The organism is Rubrivivax gelatinosus (assembly GCF_004340905.1).
Taxonomy (GTDB): Bacteria; Pseudomonadota; Gammaproteobacteria; order Burkholderiales; family Burkholderiaceae_C; genus Rubrivivax; species Rubrivivax gelatinosus.
The window spans coordinates 104,202-119,816 of sequence record NZ_SLXD01000015.1 but is presented as its reverse complement, the minus strand read 5'-3'; the positions used below and the strand labels follow the sequence as shown (position 1 = coordinate 119,816).

Sequence of the window (15,615 nt, the reverse complement as noted above, 5' to 3'; positions counted from 1 at the left end):
GAACGCGGCCTCGCCCAGCTTGCGCACCTGCTGGTAGTTGTAGAGCCGCGTCAGGCCGTCGTGCTCGGACTGCCAGCGGTAGCGCCGGCGCTCGATGAACGCACGCCGCAGCAGGATCGTCAGCAGCATCGCGACCAGCGCCAGCCCGCCCAGGCCGACCCACAGCAGCCACTGCCGGCGCTGCGCCGCGGTGACCTGCAGCGCGGCCACTTCCTTCTCCGCTTTCAGCAGCGCGATCTGCTGCTCCTTCAGCCGGATGTCGAACTGCACCTGCAGATAGGCCAGACGACGCTCGCGGGTCTCGCTCTCGGCCGACGCCGTCGACACGGTCGCCCGCTTGTAGTGCGCCAGCGCTTGGGCAGGGTCGCCGCGCTTCTCGGCCAGGCGTGCCAGGAGTTGTTCGGTCTCCGCGATCATGTCGGGCGCTTTCTGATCGCGGTAGTAGAGCAAGGCGTCGGCCAGCAGGCGGCCGGCGCGGTCGAGGTCGCGACCCGACTCGACGAGGCTGCCGGCAAGTGCCAGCCGCACCCCCCACGCGCCCGGGGCATACCCGGCCCTTGCGAAGTCCGCCAGCGCCTGATCCGCCCAGTTCAGGGCCTGGTCGTAGCGACCCTGCGCGGCCAGCATCTTCGTGACACCCCACTTGCCTTCGGCGGCGAAGATCAGGTCGCCGGCACGCGCGCAGGCATTGATCTGCCGCCAGCGCAGACGTTCGGACTCCTTGTTGCGGCCCGCACTGGCTTCCGCCGTCGCCAGGTGGCTCACGGCGAGGCACTTGGCGCGTTCATCGCTGCCCTTGTCGGCGAGGGCGAGCTCGCGCAACGCGAGTTCACGCGCCTTCTTGGTTTCCCCGACCAGGTTGTGCAGGTAGCTGGCGATGCCCAGCAGACGCGCCGACTGTTGGGGTTCCTCGTCCAGGTAGGCAAGCGCCTCGTCGAGCCAGGTGAACGCCTGCGACCATTGCCCGGCGTTCGCGGCGACATTGATGGCTGTGCCGTAGACACGCATGCGCAGGTCCGCGGCCAGCGGCTCCTGCAACAACGCGCCGAGGCCGGTCGCTGCGCCGGCCACGTCGCCCGACAGCGCCAGCATGCGCAGCCGCACGAACTCCACGCGCTGTCGCTGTTCCCGGCTGAGTGTCTCGAGCCGCGGCGACAGCGTCTGGATCTTCGTGTTGACGTCACGCCAGTTCGCGGAGATGCCCAGCCGCTCGATCTCGGCCACCTGCGGTTCCAGCGCCTGATCAGCAAAGACAGCTCCGGCGAGCGCCAGCAGCAGCGCTGCGATGGGGCTGTATCGGCGCATGCCCGAGTACTGCGCCCGAGACCGCCCGCTAGTCGTAGGCCTGGATGGTGTGCTGGGTCGAGAACTGTCCGTCCTGCAGCCCGGTGAGGCGCTTGATCGCCTCGTAGTCCTTCGCCAGCAGCGCCGCGCTCTCCTCGGCGGACAGCCCGATACGGCGGATCACCGCTTGCGGATCCTGCTCGTATTCGCTGTTCAGCGCGGCGTCGCTTGCGAGTTTTTGCATCAGGTCAAGCAGCTTCGACATGTTTATCTCTTGGTAATGGGACACAGTCGGCAGTGGTTTGCCGGATCGGCGTGCCCCGTGTTGCAAGCACAAACAGAACGGATTTTCAGTATAGGGGTCGAGGCCGCACCGGCCCGTGACGCGCGCCACATCCTGGGCGGCTTGCACAACGGGGACGCCTTCTTGCGCGGCCTCGAGTCAGCCGAACGGCGCGTGACGACCCGTCGCTGGTGCAAGCGCAGGGCGCGTGGCGCCCCTGAGGCCATGGCGGCTGACACAGGAGCGACATACACGCTGGCCACAATGCCGGCATCGGCGTGCGAAACCGGTCGCAACACTGGGCGACTAACGGGAACCCGTCACCCGGCATGGCCGATGCCAACACCGACGCCCCGCCGCATCCCGCGGCGGGGCGTTTTCACGAGATGGCCGCGGTTTCGGCGTGCTGCGCCGGCCGTGGTCGCACCGGGGTCCAGCCTTGCCGTCGTCCCGCCATCTCCTGCCGCGTGCCGTCGCGGCGATCCTCTGCCTCGTGCCCCTGCTGGCCGCGGCCCACACCGGCGACGGCGTCGTCGGCGGTTTCACCTCGGGTTTCCTGCACCCGCTGATGGGCTGGGACCACGTCGCGGCGATGGTCGCCGTGGGCCTGTGGGGCGCCTTCCTCGGCCGGCCGGCGATCTGGGTGCTGCCGGTCGTGTTTCCGCTGGTGATGACGCTGGGCGGCGCGCTCGGCGTGGCCGGCGTGCCGCTGCCGGGCGTCGAGATCGGCATCGCGCTGTCGGCGGTGCTGCTGGGAGGGGCGGTGGCCTTTGCCGCGCGGCCGGCGCTGTGGGTCGCGGCGGTGCTGGTCGGCGCCTTTGCCGTCTTCCACGGCCATGCCCACGGCACCGAGCTGCCCGGCGCCGCCGACCCGGTGGCCTACAGCCTGGGTTTCGTCGTCGCCACCGGGCTGCTGCATCTGGCCGGCATCGCGCTGGGCGAGACCGTGCGCTGGCCGCAGGGCCGCCTGGTCGTGCGCAGCGCCGGCGCGCTGATCGCCGTGGCCGGGGTCGTCTTCTTCGGCCGCGCCCTGTGATGCGCGGACGACGGGCTGCCGCCGCGACGCTCGCCCTGCCGCTGCCGGCCCTCGCGCACGGCGCCGTCAAGGCAGTCGACGCCTTCTACGACGGCGCGCTGCATCTGCTGCTGACGCCGGCGGCCGCGATCGCGCTGCTGGCGCTGGGCCTGGCACTGGGCCAGCGCGGGCTGCAGGCGGCGCGCCCGGCGCTGGCTGCGCTGGCGCTGGCGCTGGCGGCCGGGCTGCTGGCCGGCGCCGCGCCGGGCCCGGCGATCGCGCGTGAACTCCTGCTCGTGCTGGCCGTGCTGACGGGCCTGTCGGTCGTGCTGCACCGGCCCTGGCCGCCGCTGGCGCTGGTGCCGATGGCAGCGCTCGTGGGTGCCGCGGCCGGCTGGGTGAGTGCGCCAGGCCCGGCGGTCGGCGCCGTGCGCGCCGGCAGTCTGCTGGGCGCCTTCGTCGCCGCGCTGCTGCTGGCGGCCTGCGCTGCCGGCCTGGTGCAGCAGGCACGCCCGGCCTGGGCACGCATCGGCGTGCGTGTCGCCGGCTCCTGGCTGACGGCCAGCGCGGTGATGGTGCTGATGCTGGTCGTGGTGCGCGGCTGACGCTCGGCGCAGCCGTCGTCCTGGCGATGGCGCTGGCCGGCACGCGGGAAGTCGATCCGGCAGCCGAGCAACCGGTGACGACACCGTTGCGGTGGCCGCTGGGTGCCGGCATGCTGCTGGCCGTCGTGCTGCACCTGCTGCTGCGTTGGCGTGCAGGACGCGAACCCGGGAGATCCGAACCGTGAAGACCGCCGTGCTCGTCGTCGACGTCCAGACCCTGCTGTGCCTTGGCCCCTGGGCGGTGCACGAGGCCGAGGCGGTCATCGCCCGCATCAACGCCGTCACCGCCGCGGCGCGCGCCGCCGGCGCTGCCGTGGTGCTGGTGCAGCACGAGGGTGACGAGCCGCTGCGCCGCGGAACGCCCGGCTGGCAGCTCGACGACCGGCTCGAGGTCCAGCCCGCCGACCTGCGCCTGGGCAAGACCGCCTGCGACGCCTTCCACGACACCGGGCTGCACGAGCTGCTGCAGGCCAACGGCGTGCGCGAACTCGTCGTCTGCGGCTTCCAGACCGAGTTCTGCATCGACTCGACGGTGCGCGGCGCGCTCGCCCACGGCTACCCGGTCACGCTGGTCGCCGACGGCCACTCGACGCTGGACAACGCCGTGCTCGCGGCGCCGCAGATCGTCGCCCACCACAACACGACGCTGGCCTCGATCGACAGCTACGGGCCGCGTGTGCGCTGCGTGCCGGCGGCCGAGATCGGCTTCGAGGCCGCCTGATCAGGCGGCGACGATCTTCACGATGCGCGCGCAGGCCCACCAGGCGGCGACGCTGCCCATCGCGTAGAGCGCCGGCACCCGCGTGCGCGCGAAGCCCGGCCAGGGTGCGAGCGCACGGCAGACGGCCCAGGCGGCGGCGATGACCAGCAGCTGGCCGATCTCGACGCCGACGTTGAAGCCCACCAGCGCCGTCAGCAGATGGTTCTCGGGCAGGCCGAACTGGCGCAGCGCGCCGGCGAAGCCCAGCCCGTGCACCAGGCCGAAGCCGAAGGCCACCAGCGCCGGCCAGCGCCGCGACAGCGTGTCCTCGCGGCGCAGCGCCTCGGCGGCGACGAGCACGATCGACAGCGCGATCGTCGCCTCCACCGGCGGCGGCCGTAGCGACAGCCAGCCGAACGCGCTCAAGGCCAGCGTCAGGCTGTGCGCGACGGTGAAGGCGGTGACGGTCCAGACCAGCCGGCGGTTGAAGCCGACCAGGAACAGCAGCCCGGCGACGAACATCAGGTGGTCGGTGCCGGTCAGGATGTGCTGCACGCCCAGGCCGACGTAGGCCTGGGCGATCTCGGCGAAGCCGCGACTGTCCTCGGCGCTGCCGAAGACCTGCACCTCGGGCTGGGCCGCGGTCAGCGTCGCGACGCGCGAGCCGCCGTCGCGCCAGAACATCTTGACGATGACCGCCGAGTAGCGTTTGCCGACGCCGTCGACCGCCAGCCGGCCCTTCAGCCCGGCGTCGCCGCAGCGCAGCAGGTTGCCCTCGGCCGAACACGGCGCCGGCCAGCGCGGCACGAGGTCGCTGCCGACCGGGCGCGCGGTGGCCGTCCACTGCCAGAGGAACTCGCCCGGCGCGGTCTCCCGCAGTTCCATCTCGGCGATGCTCATCTCGTGTGCCGCGGCGGCGCCGGCGACGAGCGCCAGCCAGGCCAGCAGCAGCCAGCGCAGCACGCGCCTCATCGCGCCGTCTCCTCGACGCGCACGTGGTACTTCCTGGCCAGTTCGCGCACGGCGGCGGTGCGGCGCTCGGCCATCACGGTGTCGGTCCAGTCCTGCAGCAGCATGCCCTGCAGCGCCTCGAACTGCGCCGGCCGGCCCGGCGACGAGCCGTCGACGCGGATCGCGTGCCAGCCGTCCTGGGCGCGCAGCGCGCGCCATTCGCCGGGCGTGGCCTCGGCCAGCGCGGTGGCGAAGTCCTCGCCGTAGCTGGGCACCAGGCTGGCCTGCGGCCGGCCCTTGAAGACGCGCAGTCCGGCGTCGATCTCGCCCGGCGCGCCGTGGTTCAGGCGCTCGACGAGCGCGCGCACCGCGCTCTCGCTCGCCTCGCCGGCGAGCACGGCTTCCTGGAAGTCCAAACGCGGCGGTTCGTCGTACTTGGCGCGGTGGGCCTCGAACCAGGCGCGCAGCGTCTTCTCGTCGGCCGCCGGCGGCTTCAGATTCGCGTCGACGACCGACAGCGCCTTGAAGATCACGCGTTCGCGGATCGCGGCGTCGCCGCGGTCGACCTGCAGCGCCAGGCCTTCGCGGTAGAGCACCTCGTTGTCGACCCAGACCTGGCGCAACGCGGCCAGTTCCTTGGCGTCGGGGTCGCGCCCGCGCGAGCCGCGGAACAGCTCGCGCGCCTTGTCGTCGACCTCGGCGCCGACGACGATCGTGCGCGGGTCGTCGCTGGCGCCGACGATCCAGTGGTCGACGGCGAACAGCGCGACGCCGGCGATCGCGAAGTGCAGCAGCGGCTCGCGCAGCCAGCGCGGCAGCGGCCGGCGCGCCGCCGGGGTGGAGGAGGGCGCCGCGGCGGCGCCCGGCGGGGATGTCAGCTCGTTGGACATGCACGGTGCGGCGCACGGGCGCCGCCGAAAAGGAGAACGCGGGAACGCGAAAAGGCGCCGCGCGCGATGCGCGGCGCCCTCGGGGGCCAGGGCCGGGGCGATTACTTGACGCCCGCGACGCGCGTGCCGCCGCTGACCTCGATGAAGATCGGGTTGCTGTAGAACCACAGGTCCGACCAGGCCGCGACGTCGTAGGCGAGGTACTTGACGCCGCCCACCGTCGGCAGGTGGTTCGGGCAGCCGTCGATCGCCGCGCCGCTGTAGGTCGTGCCGTTCTCCGGCACGTTGCTGCCGGTGACGGTGCAGGGGATCTTCAGGTTCGCGGTGTTGCTGGCGTTGGTGTAGAGGTCGGCCATCGGGTTGCCGTTGGCGTCGGTCTCCCAGGGCACGCCGGCCGGCAGGTTGCTGCCGCGCAGGCGCAGGTACTGCGAGCCCGAGACCGCCGGGATGCGGAAGGTCATGCGCTTGTATTGCGTGTCGGTGCGCAGCGTCTTCCAGGTCGCGGCGTTGAAGGTCTTCAGCACCGAGGCCGTCGTGTTCTTCGCCGCCGCCGGCACCGTGTCCATCGACGGGTTGGCCAGCCAGGTGTTGGGCCAGGCGCCGGCGTAGTCGGCGGCGCCGACCTGGCGGTAGCCGCTGACCATGCCGCCAATGACGTCGACGTGGTCGAGCACCGGCTGGTTCAGCGGCTGGCTGATGTTGACCTGGGCCAGCGACGGGTTGGCGAAGGTGTAGGGCGAGTAGTTCGTGCCCGAGGGGTCGCGCACGACCACCGAGACGACGATGTCCGCGCCCGGGCGCACGACGAGCTTCTCGCCCATCGTCGCGCAGCCCTGCATCTCGAGGTCGGTGTTGCCGCGTGCGGCCGACAGCGCCAGCGCCTCGACGATGTCCTCGCGGCGGTCCTGGTTGCCGCGGTACTGCACGCAGGCGACGAAAGCCAGGCGGTCGATCAGCTGGCCGGTGGAGGTGAAGCTGTTGCCGCTGCGCAGGCCGTCGACGATGGTCTGCGGGCGCACCTTCTGGTCGCTGCCCGGGCGCACCATCACGTGGTCACGCTGGTACTCGCCGGGGAAGAAGTCCTGCGTCGAGCGGCGGTCGTCGGGGCCGAAGCTGCCGCGGTTGTGCCAGTCGGAGCTGGCGAAGAACCACCAGTTGCGGCCTTCGCCGAGCAGCGAGTCCCAGACGCCGCCGACCACGGCGCCGTAGACGCCGGTGCCGCCCCAGGTGGTGCCACCGGCGGAGTCGACCTTCACGCCGGCGATCGTGTTGCGGTTGGGCGAGTACTCGCCGCGGTTGTCCGAGGCGTGGTGGCCCGGCTGGGTCTCGAAGCCGAAGGCGATCGTCGGGCCGGCGTTGTTCAGGTTGCGCAGGTGTTCGACGTTGAAGCCGTTGTTGCCGTCCGGGTTGAACGGGCCGGCACGCTCCAGGTGGGCGGGAACGTAATAGGCGCCGTCGACGTGCTTCTGCGCCAGCCACTTGATGGCCTCGACGGTCTTGGCGTGGCCGCGCTCGCCGGCACCGGTGCCGCTGGCCGGCATCAGCTTGGCGGCGGTAGCGTTCCAGCTCGGGTCGGCCGAGTTCAGGCTGCCCGGGACCGAGCAGTCCCAGTTGTTGCCCGTCGTGCCGCCGACGCTGGTGTTGCCGCGGCTGGTGTCGCTGTCGGCGCGGTCGAAGCAGTACTCCCACTGCGACAGCGCACTGGCATTGCCCAGCGCGGTGTAGCCGGCGCTGGTCGGCAGCTTGGCCGTGTCCAGCGACTTGGGCATCTGGCCGGTAATCACCGACATCGACGAGTGCTCGTGGCCGGCGACCACCGACTCCAGGCCCAGGAACATCGGCTTGTTCTTGTAGGCCGCCAGATACTCCAGCAGCGGGTACTGGAACTCCTGCAGCGACTGCCAGCGCCACATGTTCTGGCTGGGCGCGGTGCCCGAGACCAGGCCCTTGGGCTGCACGGCCGGGTTGGTGTTCTGCCAGGTCGTCGTCGGGCCCTGCACGGTGCTGCCGTCGGCGGAGCTGACCAGCGGGTAGGCGGGCGTGGCCAGCGAAGAGTCCTCGGCCAGCGTGCAGTTGCGGTTGCCGTTGCCGCCGTGGCCGGCCTGAACGAACCAGTCCAGGCCCCAGGGCGTGTCGGTCTTGTCGGTGGACTTCTTCACCAGCTTCTGCATCGAGATCGAACCGTCCGAGCAGGTGGTGTGGTTGTGGAAATCGCCGGTCACGTACTGGCCGGCGCCCTTGGCGGCGCGGGCCAGATCCGGCGCGCTGACGAGCACCGTCGTGCCGAGCGCCGCGAGAGCGGCGAGGGCGAGCGGGCTGCGGACGAAATGACGTTTCATCGCGGGACTCCTGAGGTCTTTCTCGGTGGAGCGCTGCGTGGCGGGCGCGACGGGCACCCTCCCTCCCGCAGTCGCCGGCCGATGCTAGGAACCGGGCATGAAGCGTCCGTGACGCTTTCGTGGCGGCGGCGGCCGCCGTGGCGCGCACCGGGCCGGTGCGGCGCGCGGCGCTCTAGAAGAAGCGGCCGTAGTCGACGTTGAGCGTCGCGGCCACCGGGCCGCCGCGTTCGAACACCAGTTCGAGGGGGTAGCTGCGTGCGATCTCCAGCGGGTGGCGCAGGCCGACGAGGCGCAGCGTCGGGCCGCCGTCACCGAACACCGTCTCGCGGCCGGCGAGGATCGCCACGTCGACGCCGTCGGCGCCGTCCACGCGGGCGCCGGTGGCCACCGGCGAGCGCACGCCGACCAGGCGGTCGTCGCAGGTGACTTCGTCGATCTTCAGGCTGACGATGCAGGAGTCGGCGTCGGGCGCGGTGGCGCGCGTCCACGGGTGCGTGACGCGCAGCGTCGTGGCGAAGAACTCGCAGGCGTGGGCGCGCGGCGCGACGGCGGCGGCGCACAGCAGCAGGCCGGACTGGATCAGGGCGCGGCGGGACGGGGAGGGCATCGGGGACTCCGGCATGAGGTGCACGCGCGATGCTCGCCGCGCACGATGAAGCCGGCGTGACAGCCGCACGTTGTCATCAAGGCGTCGCCGCCCCGGCCTATCGTCTGCGCCCCGATGGCACCGCTGACCCTCCCCGGCCGCAGCGCGCGGCGGCTCGGCGTCGGCGCGCCGGCGGCGCTGGCGTTGATGCTCGCTTCGGGCTTCTCCGGGCTGGGGCTGCAGATCGTCTGGACGCGCCAGGGCGCGCTCTGGCTGGGCCACGAGACGGCGGCGGTGCTGGCCGTCGTCGCCGCCTTCTTCGCCGGGCTGGCGCTGGGAGCGTCGACGCTGGGTGCGTGGCTGGAGCGTGGCGCCCGTCCGGCGCTGGGCTATGCGTTGTGCGAGGCCGTGATCGGGCTCTGGGGCCTGGTCCTGGCCGCCTTCGGCGCCCAGGCCGGCGGCTGGCTGGCGGCGCTGGCCGGCCCGGCGCCCGCGCCGGCCTGGCAATGGACGGTGGCCTTCGCGGCGACCTTCGTGCTGCTGCTGCCGGCCACCGCGGCGATGGGCGCCACCCTGCCGGCGCTGCAGCGGGCGCTGGCCGGGCGGCCCGGCGGCTCGGTCGCGGCGCTGTACGCGGCCAACACGGCCGGCGCGGTGCTCGGCGTGCTGGTGCTCGCGTTCTGGCTCGTGCCCTCGCTGGGGCTGCTGCGCAGCGCGGCGCTCTGCGCGGCGCTGAACCTGGGTTGCGCGCTGCTGGCGCTGCCGGTGCTCGGCGCCGGTTCACCGCCGCCGCAGCCGCGGCGCGACCCGCAGGCCGCGGCGACCCTGCTGCCGCGGCTGGCGGCCACCGGGCTGCTGGGCATCGGCTACGAGGTCGTCGTCGTGCGCGTGCTCGGCCAGGTGGCCGAGGACACGGTCTACACCTTCGCGCTGCTGCTGGCCGTTTACCTCGTCGGCAGCGCCGCGGGCGCCGCCTGGCAGGCGCGGTGGCCGGCGGGCAGCGTCGACGGCCTGCTGCGCGCGCTGGCTGCGGCCTGCCTGGCCGGCGGCGCCAGCCTGTGGTTCGCGCCGGAGCTCAAGGCCGCGGTGCTGGCCAGTACCGGCGGCGGTTACGCCGCGGCGCTGGCGGCCGAAGCGGTGCTGGCGCTGGCCGCCTTCTTCGCGCCCACCGTGCTGATGGGCGCGCTGTTCGCCCGCCTGGCCGAGCACGGCGTCGCCGCCGGGCTGGGTTTGGGCCGTCTGCTGGGGCTCAACACGCTGGGCGCGGCGGCGGCGCCGCTGGCCTTCGGTGTCGGCCTGCTGCCGGCGGTGGGCGCCAAGGTGGCGATCGTCGCCATCGCCGCGGGTTACCTGGCGCTGGGCTCGGCCGCGTCGCTGCGCTCGCGCCGCAGCTGGGCGGTCGGCGCGGCCGCGGGCGGCATGGCGCTCGTGGCCCCGGCGCTGGTCTTCGTCGACCTGCCGCCCGGCGGGCGGCTGCTGCAGCTGCACGAAGGCGCGATGGCCAGCGTCAGCGTCGTCGAGGACGCCAGCGGCAGCGCCTGGCTGAAGATCGACAACCGTGCCCCTGAAGGCAGCAGCGCCACGCGCTGGGCCGACGCGCGCCAGGCCTGGCTGCCGTTGCTGCTGCACCCGGACCCGCGGCACGTGCTGTTCCTCGGGCTGGGCACCGGCGTCACCGCGGCCTCGGCGGCCGAGGATCCCCGGCTGAGCGTCGATGCCGTCGAACTGGTGCCCGAAGTCGCGGCGCTGTCGCCGCGTTTCACTGCCGGCTTCGCGACCGCAGACCGCCTGCACCTCGTGGTGGCCGACGCCCGCCGCCACGTGCGCGCCAGCGATCGGCTCTACGAACTCGTCGTCGCCGACAACGTGCACCCGGCGCGCAGCGGCTCGGGCAGCCTGCTGACCGTGGAGCATTTCGCCGCGGTGCACGCGCGCCTGGCCGCGGGCGGCCTGTTCTGCCAGTGGCTGCCGCTGCACCAGATGGACCTGGAGAGCCTGCGCAGCGTCGTGCGCGCCTTCCGCGAGGTCTGGCCCGGCGCGGTGGCGGTGCTGGCGACGAACAGCCTGGACACGCCGGTCGTCGGCCTGATCGGCCGCGCCGGCGGCATGCGGCTGACGCCCGAGGCGCTGCGCGAGCGCCTGCGTGGCGCGCCGCAGGCCGCGCGCTGGGGTCTGGACGACGAGTTCGCGCTGCTGGGCAGCGTCATCGCCGGCCCGCGAGCGCTGGCGCGTTTCGCGGCCGACGCGCCGCTGAACACCGACGACCGCCCGGTCGTCGCCTACCGCGCCCCGCGCCTGACCTACGCCCCGGACTCGCGCCCGCGCGATCGCCTGCTGGCCTTGCTGGGCGCGCTGGACGTGGCCGCGGACGAACTGCCGGCCGACCCCGGTGCGCTGGCGCCACGGCTGGCCGCGTATCGCCAGGCACGCGACCTGTTCCTGGCCGCCGGGCGCGACGTCGTGCCCAGCGCCGATCCGCGCCGCATGCTGGCCCAGGTGCAGGCACCGCTGCTCGCGGCGCTGCGCCTGAGCCCCGACTTCCGCCCGGCCTACGAGCCGCTGGTGGCGATGGCGGCGGCGCTGGCGGCGCGCGACAGGCCGGCGGCGCGGTCCCTGCTGGCCGAACTGCACATGCTGCAGCCGGCCTGGCCCGAGGCGGGCCGTGTGCTGGAGGAACTGCGCTGACGCCGTGGCCGGCGCTGCGCGTCGGCTCCCGGGCCGCTCAGCCCCGCTTGTCCATCCACTTCAGCAGCAGCCGGTACAGCGTTCCCGGATCCACCGGCTTGCTGATGAAGTCGTCCATGCCGGCGGCCCGGCAGCGCGCCTTGTCCTCGGCGAAGGCGTTGGCGGTCATCGCGATGATCGGCAGGCCGGCCGACGGGCGCTGCTGGCGGATCGCGCGGCAGGCGTCCAGCCCGTCCAGGCCCGGCATCTGCATGTCCATCAGCACCAGCCGGTAGTCGTGCTGCAGCGCCATGTCGACGGCGCAGATGCCGTCGCTGGCGACGTCGACCACCAGGCCCACCTCGTCCAGCAGGGCCTGCGCGACCTCGGCGTTGACCGGGTTGTCCTCGGCCAGCAGCACGCGGGCGCCGGCGTGGCGGCGGCGCAGCGTCTGCTCGGCGTCGGCAGACGGTCCCTGCAGCAGCGTGGCGTGGGCCGACGGGTCGCGGCGCAGCCGGGCCGTGAACCAGAAGGTGCTGCCGGCTCCCGGCTCGCTGGTCGCGCCGGCGTCGCCACCCATCAGCTCGGCCAGCCGGCGCGTGATGGCCAGCCCGAGCCCGGTGCCGCCGGCGCTGCGCGTCGTGGAGCGGTCGGCCTGCTCGAAGGCCTCGAACAGCCGCGGCAGATCGTCGGCGGCCACGCCGATGCCGGTGTCCTGCACCTCGAAGCGCAGCAGCACGCCGTGCTCGTCCTGTTCCAGCAGCCGCACCCGGATCGTCACGCTGCCGCTCTCGGTGAACTTGACGGCGTTGTTGGCATAGTTCAGCAGCGCCTGCTGCAGCCGCGTCGGGTCGCCGACGAGGTCTCGCGGCATCGGGTCCACGGCACTCGCCAGCTGCAGGTGCCTGGCCTCGGCACGTTCCTCCACCATCGACATCACGTCGGCCACGGTGGTCTCCACACGCAGCGGCAGCGCCTCGAGCACCATCTTGCCGGCCTCGATCTTGGACAGGTCGAGCACGGCGTTGAGCACCTCCAGCAGGTGCCGGGCGGCGGTCTCGAGCTTGGACAGCCGGTCCAGCTGGCGCACGCTCAGATCCTCGCGCCGGATCAGGTGCGCCATGCCGATCATCGCGTTGAGCGGCGTGCGGATCTCGTGGCTCATGTTGGCCAGGAAGGCGCTCTTGGCCAGGTTGGCGGCTTCGGCGCGCCGGCTGGCCTCGGCCAGCTGGCGGGTGCGCCGCTCCACGGTGTCCTCCAGCTGCCGGCGGTGCTCGGCCAGCGCCTGCTGCGCCTGCAGCCGCTCGGTCACGTCCATCGCCACGCCGTCCCAGAAGGTGGCGCCGTCGGGGCGGCGCTGCGGACGCGAGCGCACGTCCAGCCAGCGCAGCCGGCCGTCGGCAAGCTGGAAGCACAGCGTGGCGTGGAAGTCGCTCAGGCCGGCGGCGCTGCGCGCCTCGTCGGCCAGGTAGCGCTCGCGCGCCTCGGGCGTGAGCAGCGCGAACAGCGGCCCGGCGTCGACCATCACCTCGGCCGCGCGCAGCCCCAGCGTGCCCTCGACGCCGCTGCTGACGTGGTCGAAACGTCTGCGGCCGTCGATGAGCTCGTAGCGGTAGATGAAGCCGGCGGGCAGGTTGTCGCCCATCGAGCGCAGCTGCTGCTCGCTGCCGCCCAGCTCCCATTCGATGCGCTGCGAGTTCATGCTGATCAGCGTCAGCGTGACCAGCTGCACCGACAGGATCTGCGCCAGCGCGTAGATGCCGCCGAAGCCCTTGATGGCCTCGAACGCGGTGCTGACGTCGCCCAGCTCCTGGCCGGCGCGCACCAGCGTGATCAGCGCGAACAGCGTCAGCCACAGCGCGAGCAGCAGGTCGTTGGAGCCGAAGTGGGGCGGGCGCCGGCGCAGCGTGACGGCGACGGTCGCCAGGCTCAGCGTGCAGGAGAACAGGCAGTAGCAGACGATGCGATCGGACAGCCGGGCGGCGTCGAGGCTGAGCCAGCCGAAGCTGCCCAGGAAGAGCAGCGCCAGCACCGCCTCCAGCCAGGCGCCCACGCGCAGGCCGCGGAACACCAGCATGCCGCGCAGGATCAGCGCGTGACCGGCCAGCAGCAGGCCGTTGCGCGCCACGCGCGCGGCCCAGCCCGGCGGCAGCACGTCGGGGATCAGCAGCGCCGTGCCCAGCGCCAGGCAGGCGATGCCGCAGGTCCAGAAACCGAAGCCCGGGTAGGTCCTGCGCGTGCGCAGCACCACGCCCATCACCAGGGCGGCAGCCGAGGACAGCAACGCGTTGGCGGTCAGCAGGGTCGCGGCGTCCATCGCCCCATCGTAGCCACCCCGGGCCGCCGTGAGGCGGCCGCCCCTCGGTCAGGGTGACGACGCGTGCGCCCGGGGGCTCAGGCCCAGGCCTTCAGCGCCCGCAGCAGCGGCCGCTTCTTGTCCTGGTGCGCCTGCATGCGGCGCAGGATGTCGTCCAGCGTGCGGATGGCCTCGACGACGTAGGGGCCCTTGTTGAGCATCACGCATTCGGCGCGGCCGGCCATCGCCGCGTCGGTGATCTCGGCGCGGCTGGGCTGGCCGGTCTTGGCCAGGCCCTCGAGCACCTGCGTGGCCCAGACCACCGGCAGGTGCGCGGCCTCGCAGGCCCAGAGGATCTCCTCCTGCACCTCGGCCAGGCGCTCGAAGCCGCACTCCACCGCCAGGTCGCCGCGCGCGATCATCACCCCGGCCGCGGGGCCTGCCATCGCCGCCAGCAGGATCTCGGGCAGGGCCTCGAAGCCCCGCCGGGTCTCCACCTTGAGCATCAGCGCCGGGGACGGCCCGGGCAGGGCGGCGAGCGCCGCGCGCAGCGCCTGCACGTCGGCGGCCGACTGGGTGAACGACAGCCCGACGAGGTCGGCGTGCGCGGCGACCGTCGGCAGGTCGCTCAGGTCCTGGGCGGTGAGGGCCGGCAGGTCGAGTTCGGTGTCGGGCAGGTTGATGCCCTTGTCGGCGCCGAGCTTCTGGCCGCCCTCGCGCGCGTGGGTGATCTCGACTTCCACCTTGCGCGTGCCGCCGCGGCGCACGACGCCGCCCAGGTGGCCGTCGTCGAACCAGACGCGGTCGCCCTTGCGCACCTGGGCCAGCGCCTGCGCCAGCGTGCAGCCGATGGCCGGCAGCGCGGCCGCCGGGTCGGCCGGGTGGCCCTCGCGCTCGGGCAGCAGCGCGAGCCGCGTGCCGCGGTGAAGCAGCAGCGCGCCAGGCGTGTGCGGCAGCGCCTGCAGCCTCGCGCCGTGCGGGTCGCCTGCGCGCCGGATCTCGGTCGTGTCGCCCAGCCACAGGCTGCGGCGGCATTCCAGCAGCACGCCGCCGCTGCGCCGTTCGGCCACGCGCAGGCGGCGGTGCCGCCCGCGGGTGTCCACGAGTTCGACGCGGTCGCCCGCGTCCAGCAGTTCGAGCCAGTCGCCTTCGACGGCCAGCGTGATCTCGGCGCCGGCAATCCCGGCGGTGCCGGCGCCGGCGCGCAGCCCCAGGCGCGCCGGCTGCACGACGCGGCCCAGCGCGTCGCGCAGGGGCTTCAGGTGCACCACTGCCGGCCCCGGCCGCAGCGCGCCGGTGCGCAGCTTCGGGCCGCCCAGGTCCATCAGCACACGCACCGGGCGGCCGCATTGCCGGGCGTGGTGGCGCACGCGGGCGGCCATCTCGACCCAGGCCGCGGCGTCGTCGTGGGCGCAGTTGATGCGGGCGATGTCCATGCCTGCGGCCACCAGCGCGGCCACCAGCGCATCGTCGTGCGCCGCCTCGCCCGGCAGGGTGACCATGATGCGCGCGCTGCGCTCGGCCGGCGCCGCCCCCAGCAGCGCCTCGGTGTGCCGGGCCAGCAGCCGTGCGCCCTGGCTCAGGCCGGTCGGCTCGGGCCGTGTCGGTGCGCGCCCTTCCTGGCCGACGAGCCGGCGCAGGATGCCCAGCACCTGGTCCAGGTTGGCCAGCACGTGGGTCTCGGCGCGCCCGAGCGAGGACAGGCCGATGGCCGCCAGCCGCTCCTGCACGCGGCGCAGGTCGTAGCGTCGCAGCGCCAGGTAGTGCGCGAGATTGATGGCGCTGTCCCGGAACGAGGCGTCGACGGCGGCGAGCCGCGGCGCCAGCCGCGCCTCGTGCTCGATCATCGATTCGCGCAGCACCTGCAGTTCGGCGATCAGCGCCTCGCAGCTGGCGTGGTCCCAGGGCCCGGTCGCAGGGCTTGCGGCGGGGCGGGTGGTGGTGGTTCGGTCCATCGGTCGGTGTTCTCCCTTGGGGGCACTCTGCGCGCGCCGCGTGGCGT

General features: G+C 73.5%; 12 protein-coding genes and 1 pseudogene. 5 read left to right on the top strand and 8 right to left on the bottom strand.

The genetic code is table 11. The features are described 5' to 3' along the window. Nucleotides 1-1,224 (bottom strand): annotated as a pseudogene (locus EV684_RS20910) (diguanylate cyclase); the annotation flags it as partial. 109 nt (nucleotides 1,225-1,333) lie between these two features. Then, complete coding sequence (locus EV684_RS20905) at nucleotides 1,334-1,549, bottom strand: hypothetical protein (protein ID WP_132649280.1); 216 nt, start codon at nucleotides 1,547-1,549, stop codon at nucleotides 1,334-1,336. A gap of 457 nt (nucleotides 1,550-2,006) precedes the next feature. Here EV684_RS20905 and EV684_RS20900 point away from each other — a divergent pair, with 457 nt between their 5' ends. The 4 genes from EV684_RS20900 to EV684_RS20890 are packed head-to-tail and all read left to right on the top strand — an operon-like array spanning nucleotide 2,007 to nucleotide 3,908. Further along, nucleotides 2,007-2,603, top strand: coding sequence for a HupE/UreJ family protein (locus tag EV684_RS20900; RefSeq protein ID WP_132649279.1), 597 nt, complete (start codon nucleotides 2,007-2,009; stop codon nucleotides 2,601-2,603). After that, complete coding sequence (locus EV684_RS20895; RefSeq protein WP_132649278.1) at nucleotides 2,603-3,187, top strand: hypothetical protein; 585 nt, start codon at nucleotides 2,603-2,605, stop codon at nucleotides 3,185-3,187. Before EV684_RS20900 ends, EV684_RS20895 begins: the two co-directional genes overlap by 1 nt. Nucleotides 3,188-3,213: 26 nt before the next feature. Beyond that, nucleotides 3,214-3,372, top strand: a complete 159-nt coding sequence (locus tag EV684_RS24100; RefSeq protein ID WP_165908555.1) for a hypothetical protein — start codon at nucleotides 3,214-3,216, stop codon at nucleotides 3,370-3,372. Next, nucleotides 3,369-3,908, top strand: a complete 540-nt coding sequence (locus EV684_RS20890; RefSeq protein ID WP_132649277.1) for an isochorismatase family protein — start codon at nucleotides 3,369-3,371, stop codon at nucleotides 3,906-3,908. Before EV684_RS24100 ends, EV684_RS20890 begins: the two co-directional genes overlap by 4 nt. On the opposite strand, the gene EV684_RS20885 is transcribed toward EV684_RS20890, so the two are convergent. The 4 genes from EV684_RS20885 to EV684_RS20870 form a co-directional block, all read right to left on the bottom strand. After that, on the bottom strand, nucleotides 3,909-4,859 hold the full coding sequence (locus EV684_RS20885) for a HupE/UreJ family protein (protein WP_132649276.1): 951 nt from the start codon (nucleotides 4,857-4,859) through the stop codon (nucleotides 3,909-3,911). Continuing rightward, a complete protein-coding gene (locus EV684_RS20880) occupies nucleotides 4,856-5,728 on the bottom strand; it encodes a peptidyl-prolyl cis-trans isomerase (RefSeq protein ID WP_132649275.1) in 873 nt (290 codons plus the stop codon). The genes EV684_RS20885 and EV684_RS20880 overlap by 4 nt, the downstream gene beginning before the upstream one ends. Nucleotides 5,729-5,829: 101 nt before the next feature. After that, a complete protein-coding gene (locus tag EV684_RS20875) occupies nucleotides 5,830-8,067 on the bottom strand; it encodes a hypothetical protein (protein WP_132649274.1) in 2,238 nt (745 codons plus the stop codon). A gap of 172 nt (nucleotides 8,068-8,239) precedes the next feature. Then, nucleotides 8,240-8,674, bottom strand: a complete 435-nt coding sequence (locus tag EV684_RS20870) for a copper chaperone PCu(A)C (protein ID WP_165908554.1) — start codon at nucleotides 8,672-8,674, stop codon at nucleotides 8,240-8,242. 114 nt (nucleotides 8,675-8,788) lie between these two features. Here EV684_RS20870 and EV684_RS20865 point away from each other — a divergent pair, with 114 nt between their 5' ends. Beyond that, on the top strand, nucleotides 8,789-11,338 hold the full coding sequence (locus EV684_RS20865) for a spermine/spermidine synthase domain-containing protein (protein WP_132649272.1): 2,550 nt from the start codon (nucleotides 8,789-8,791) through the stop codon (nucleotides 11,336-11,338). Between the two features lie 37 nt (nucleotides 11,339-11,375). Here EV684_RS20865 and EV684_RS20860 read toward each other — a convergent pair whose 3' ends face one another. After that, on the bottom strand, nucleotides 11,376-13,634 hold the full coding sequence (locus tag EV684_RS20860; protein WP_132649271.1) for a hybrid sensor histidine kinase/response regulator: 2,259 nt from the start codon (nucleotides 13,632-13,634) through the stop codon (nucleotides 11,376-11,378). A 77-nt stretch (nucleotides 13,635-13,711) separates the two neighbouring features. Continuing rightward, the gene (locus EV684_RS20855; protein WP_132649270.1) at nucleotides 13,712-15,568 is read right to left on the bottom strand and encodes a pyruvate kinase; all 1,857 of its coding nucleotides are present in this window, start codon (nucleotides 15,566-15,568) and stop codon (nucleotides 13,712-13,714) included. Nucleotides 15,569-15,615 lie beyond the last annotated feature (47 nt).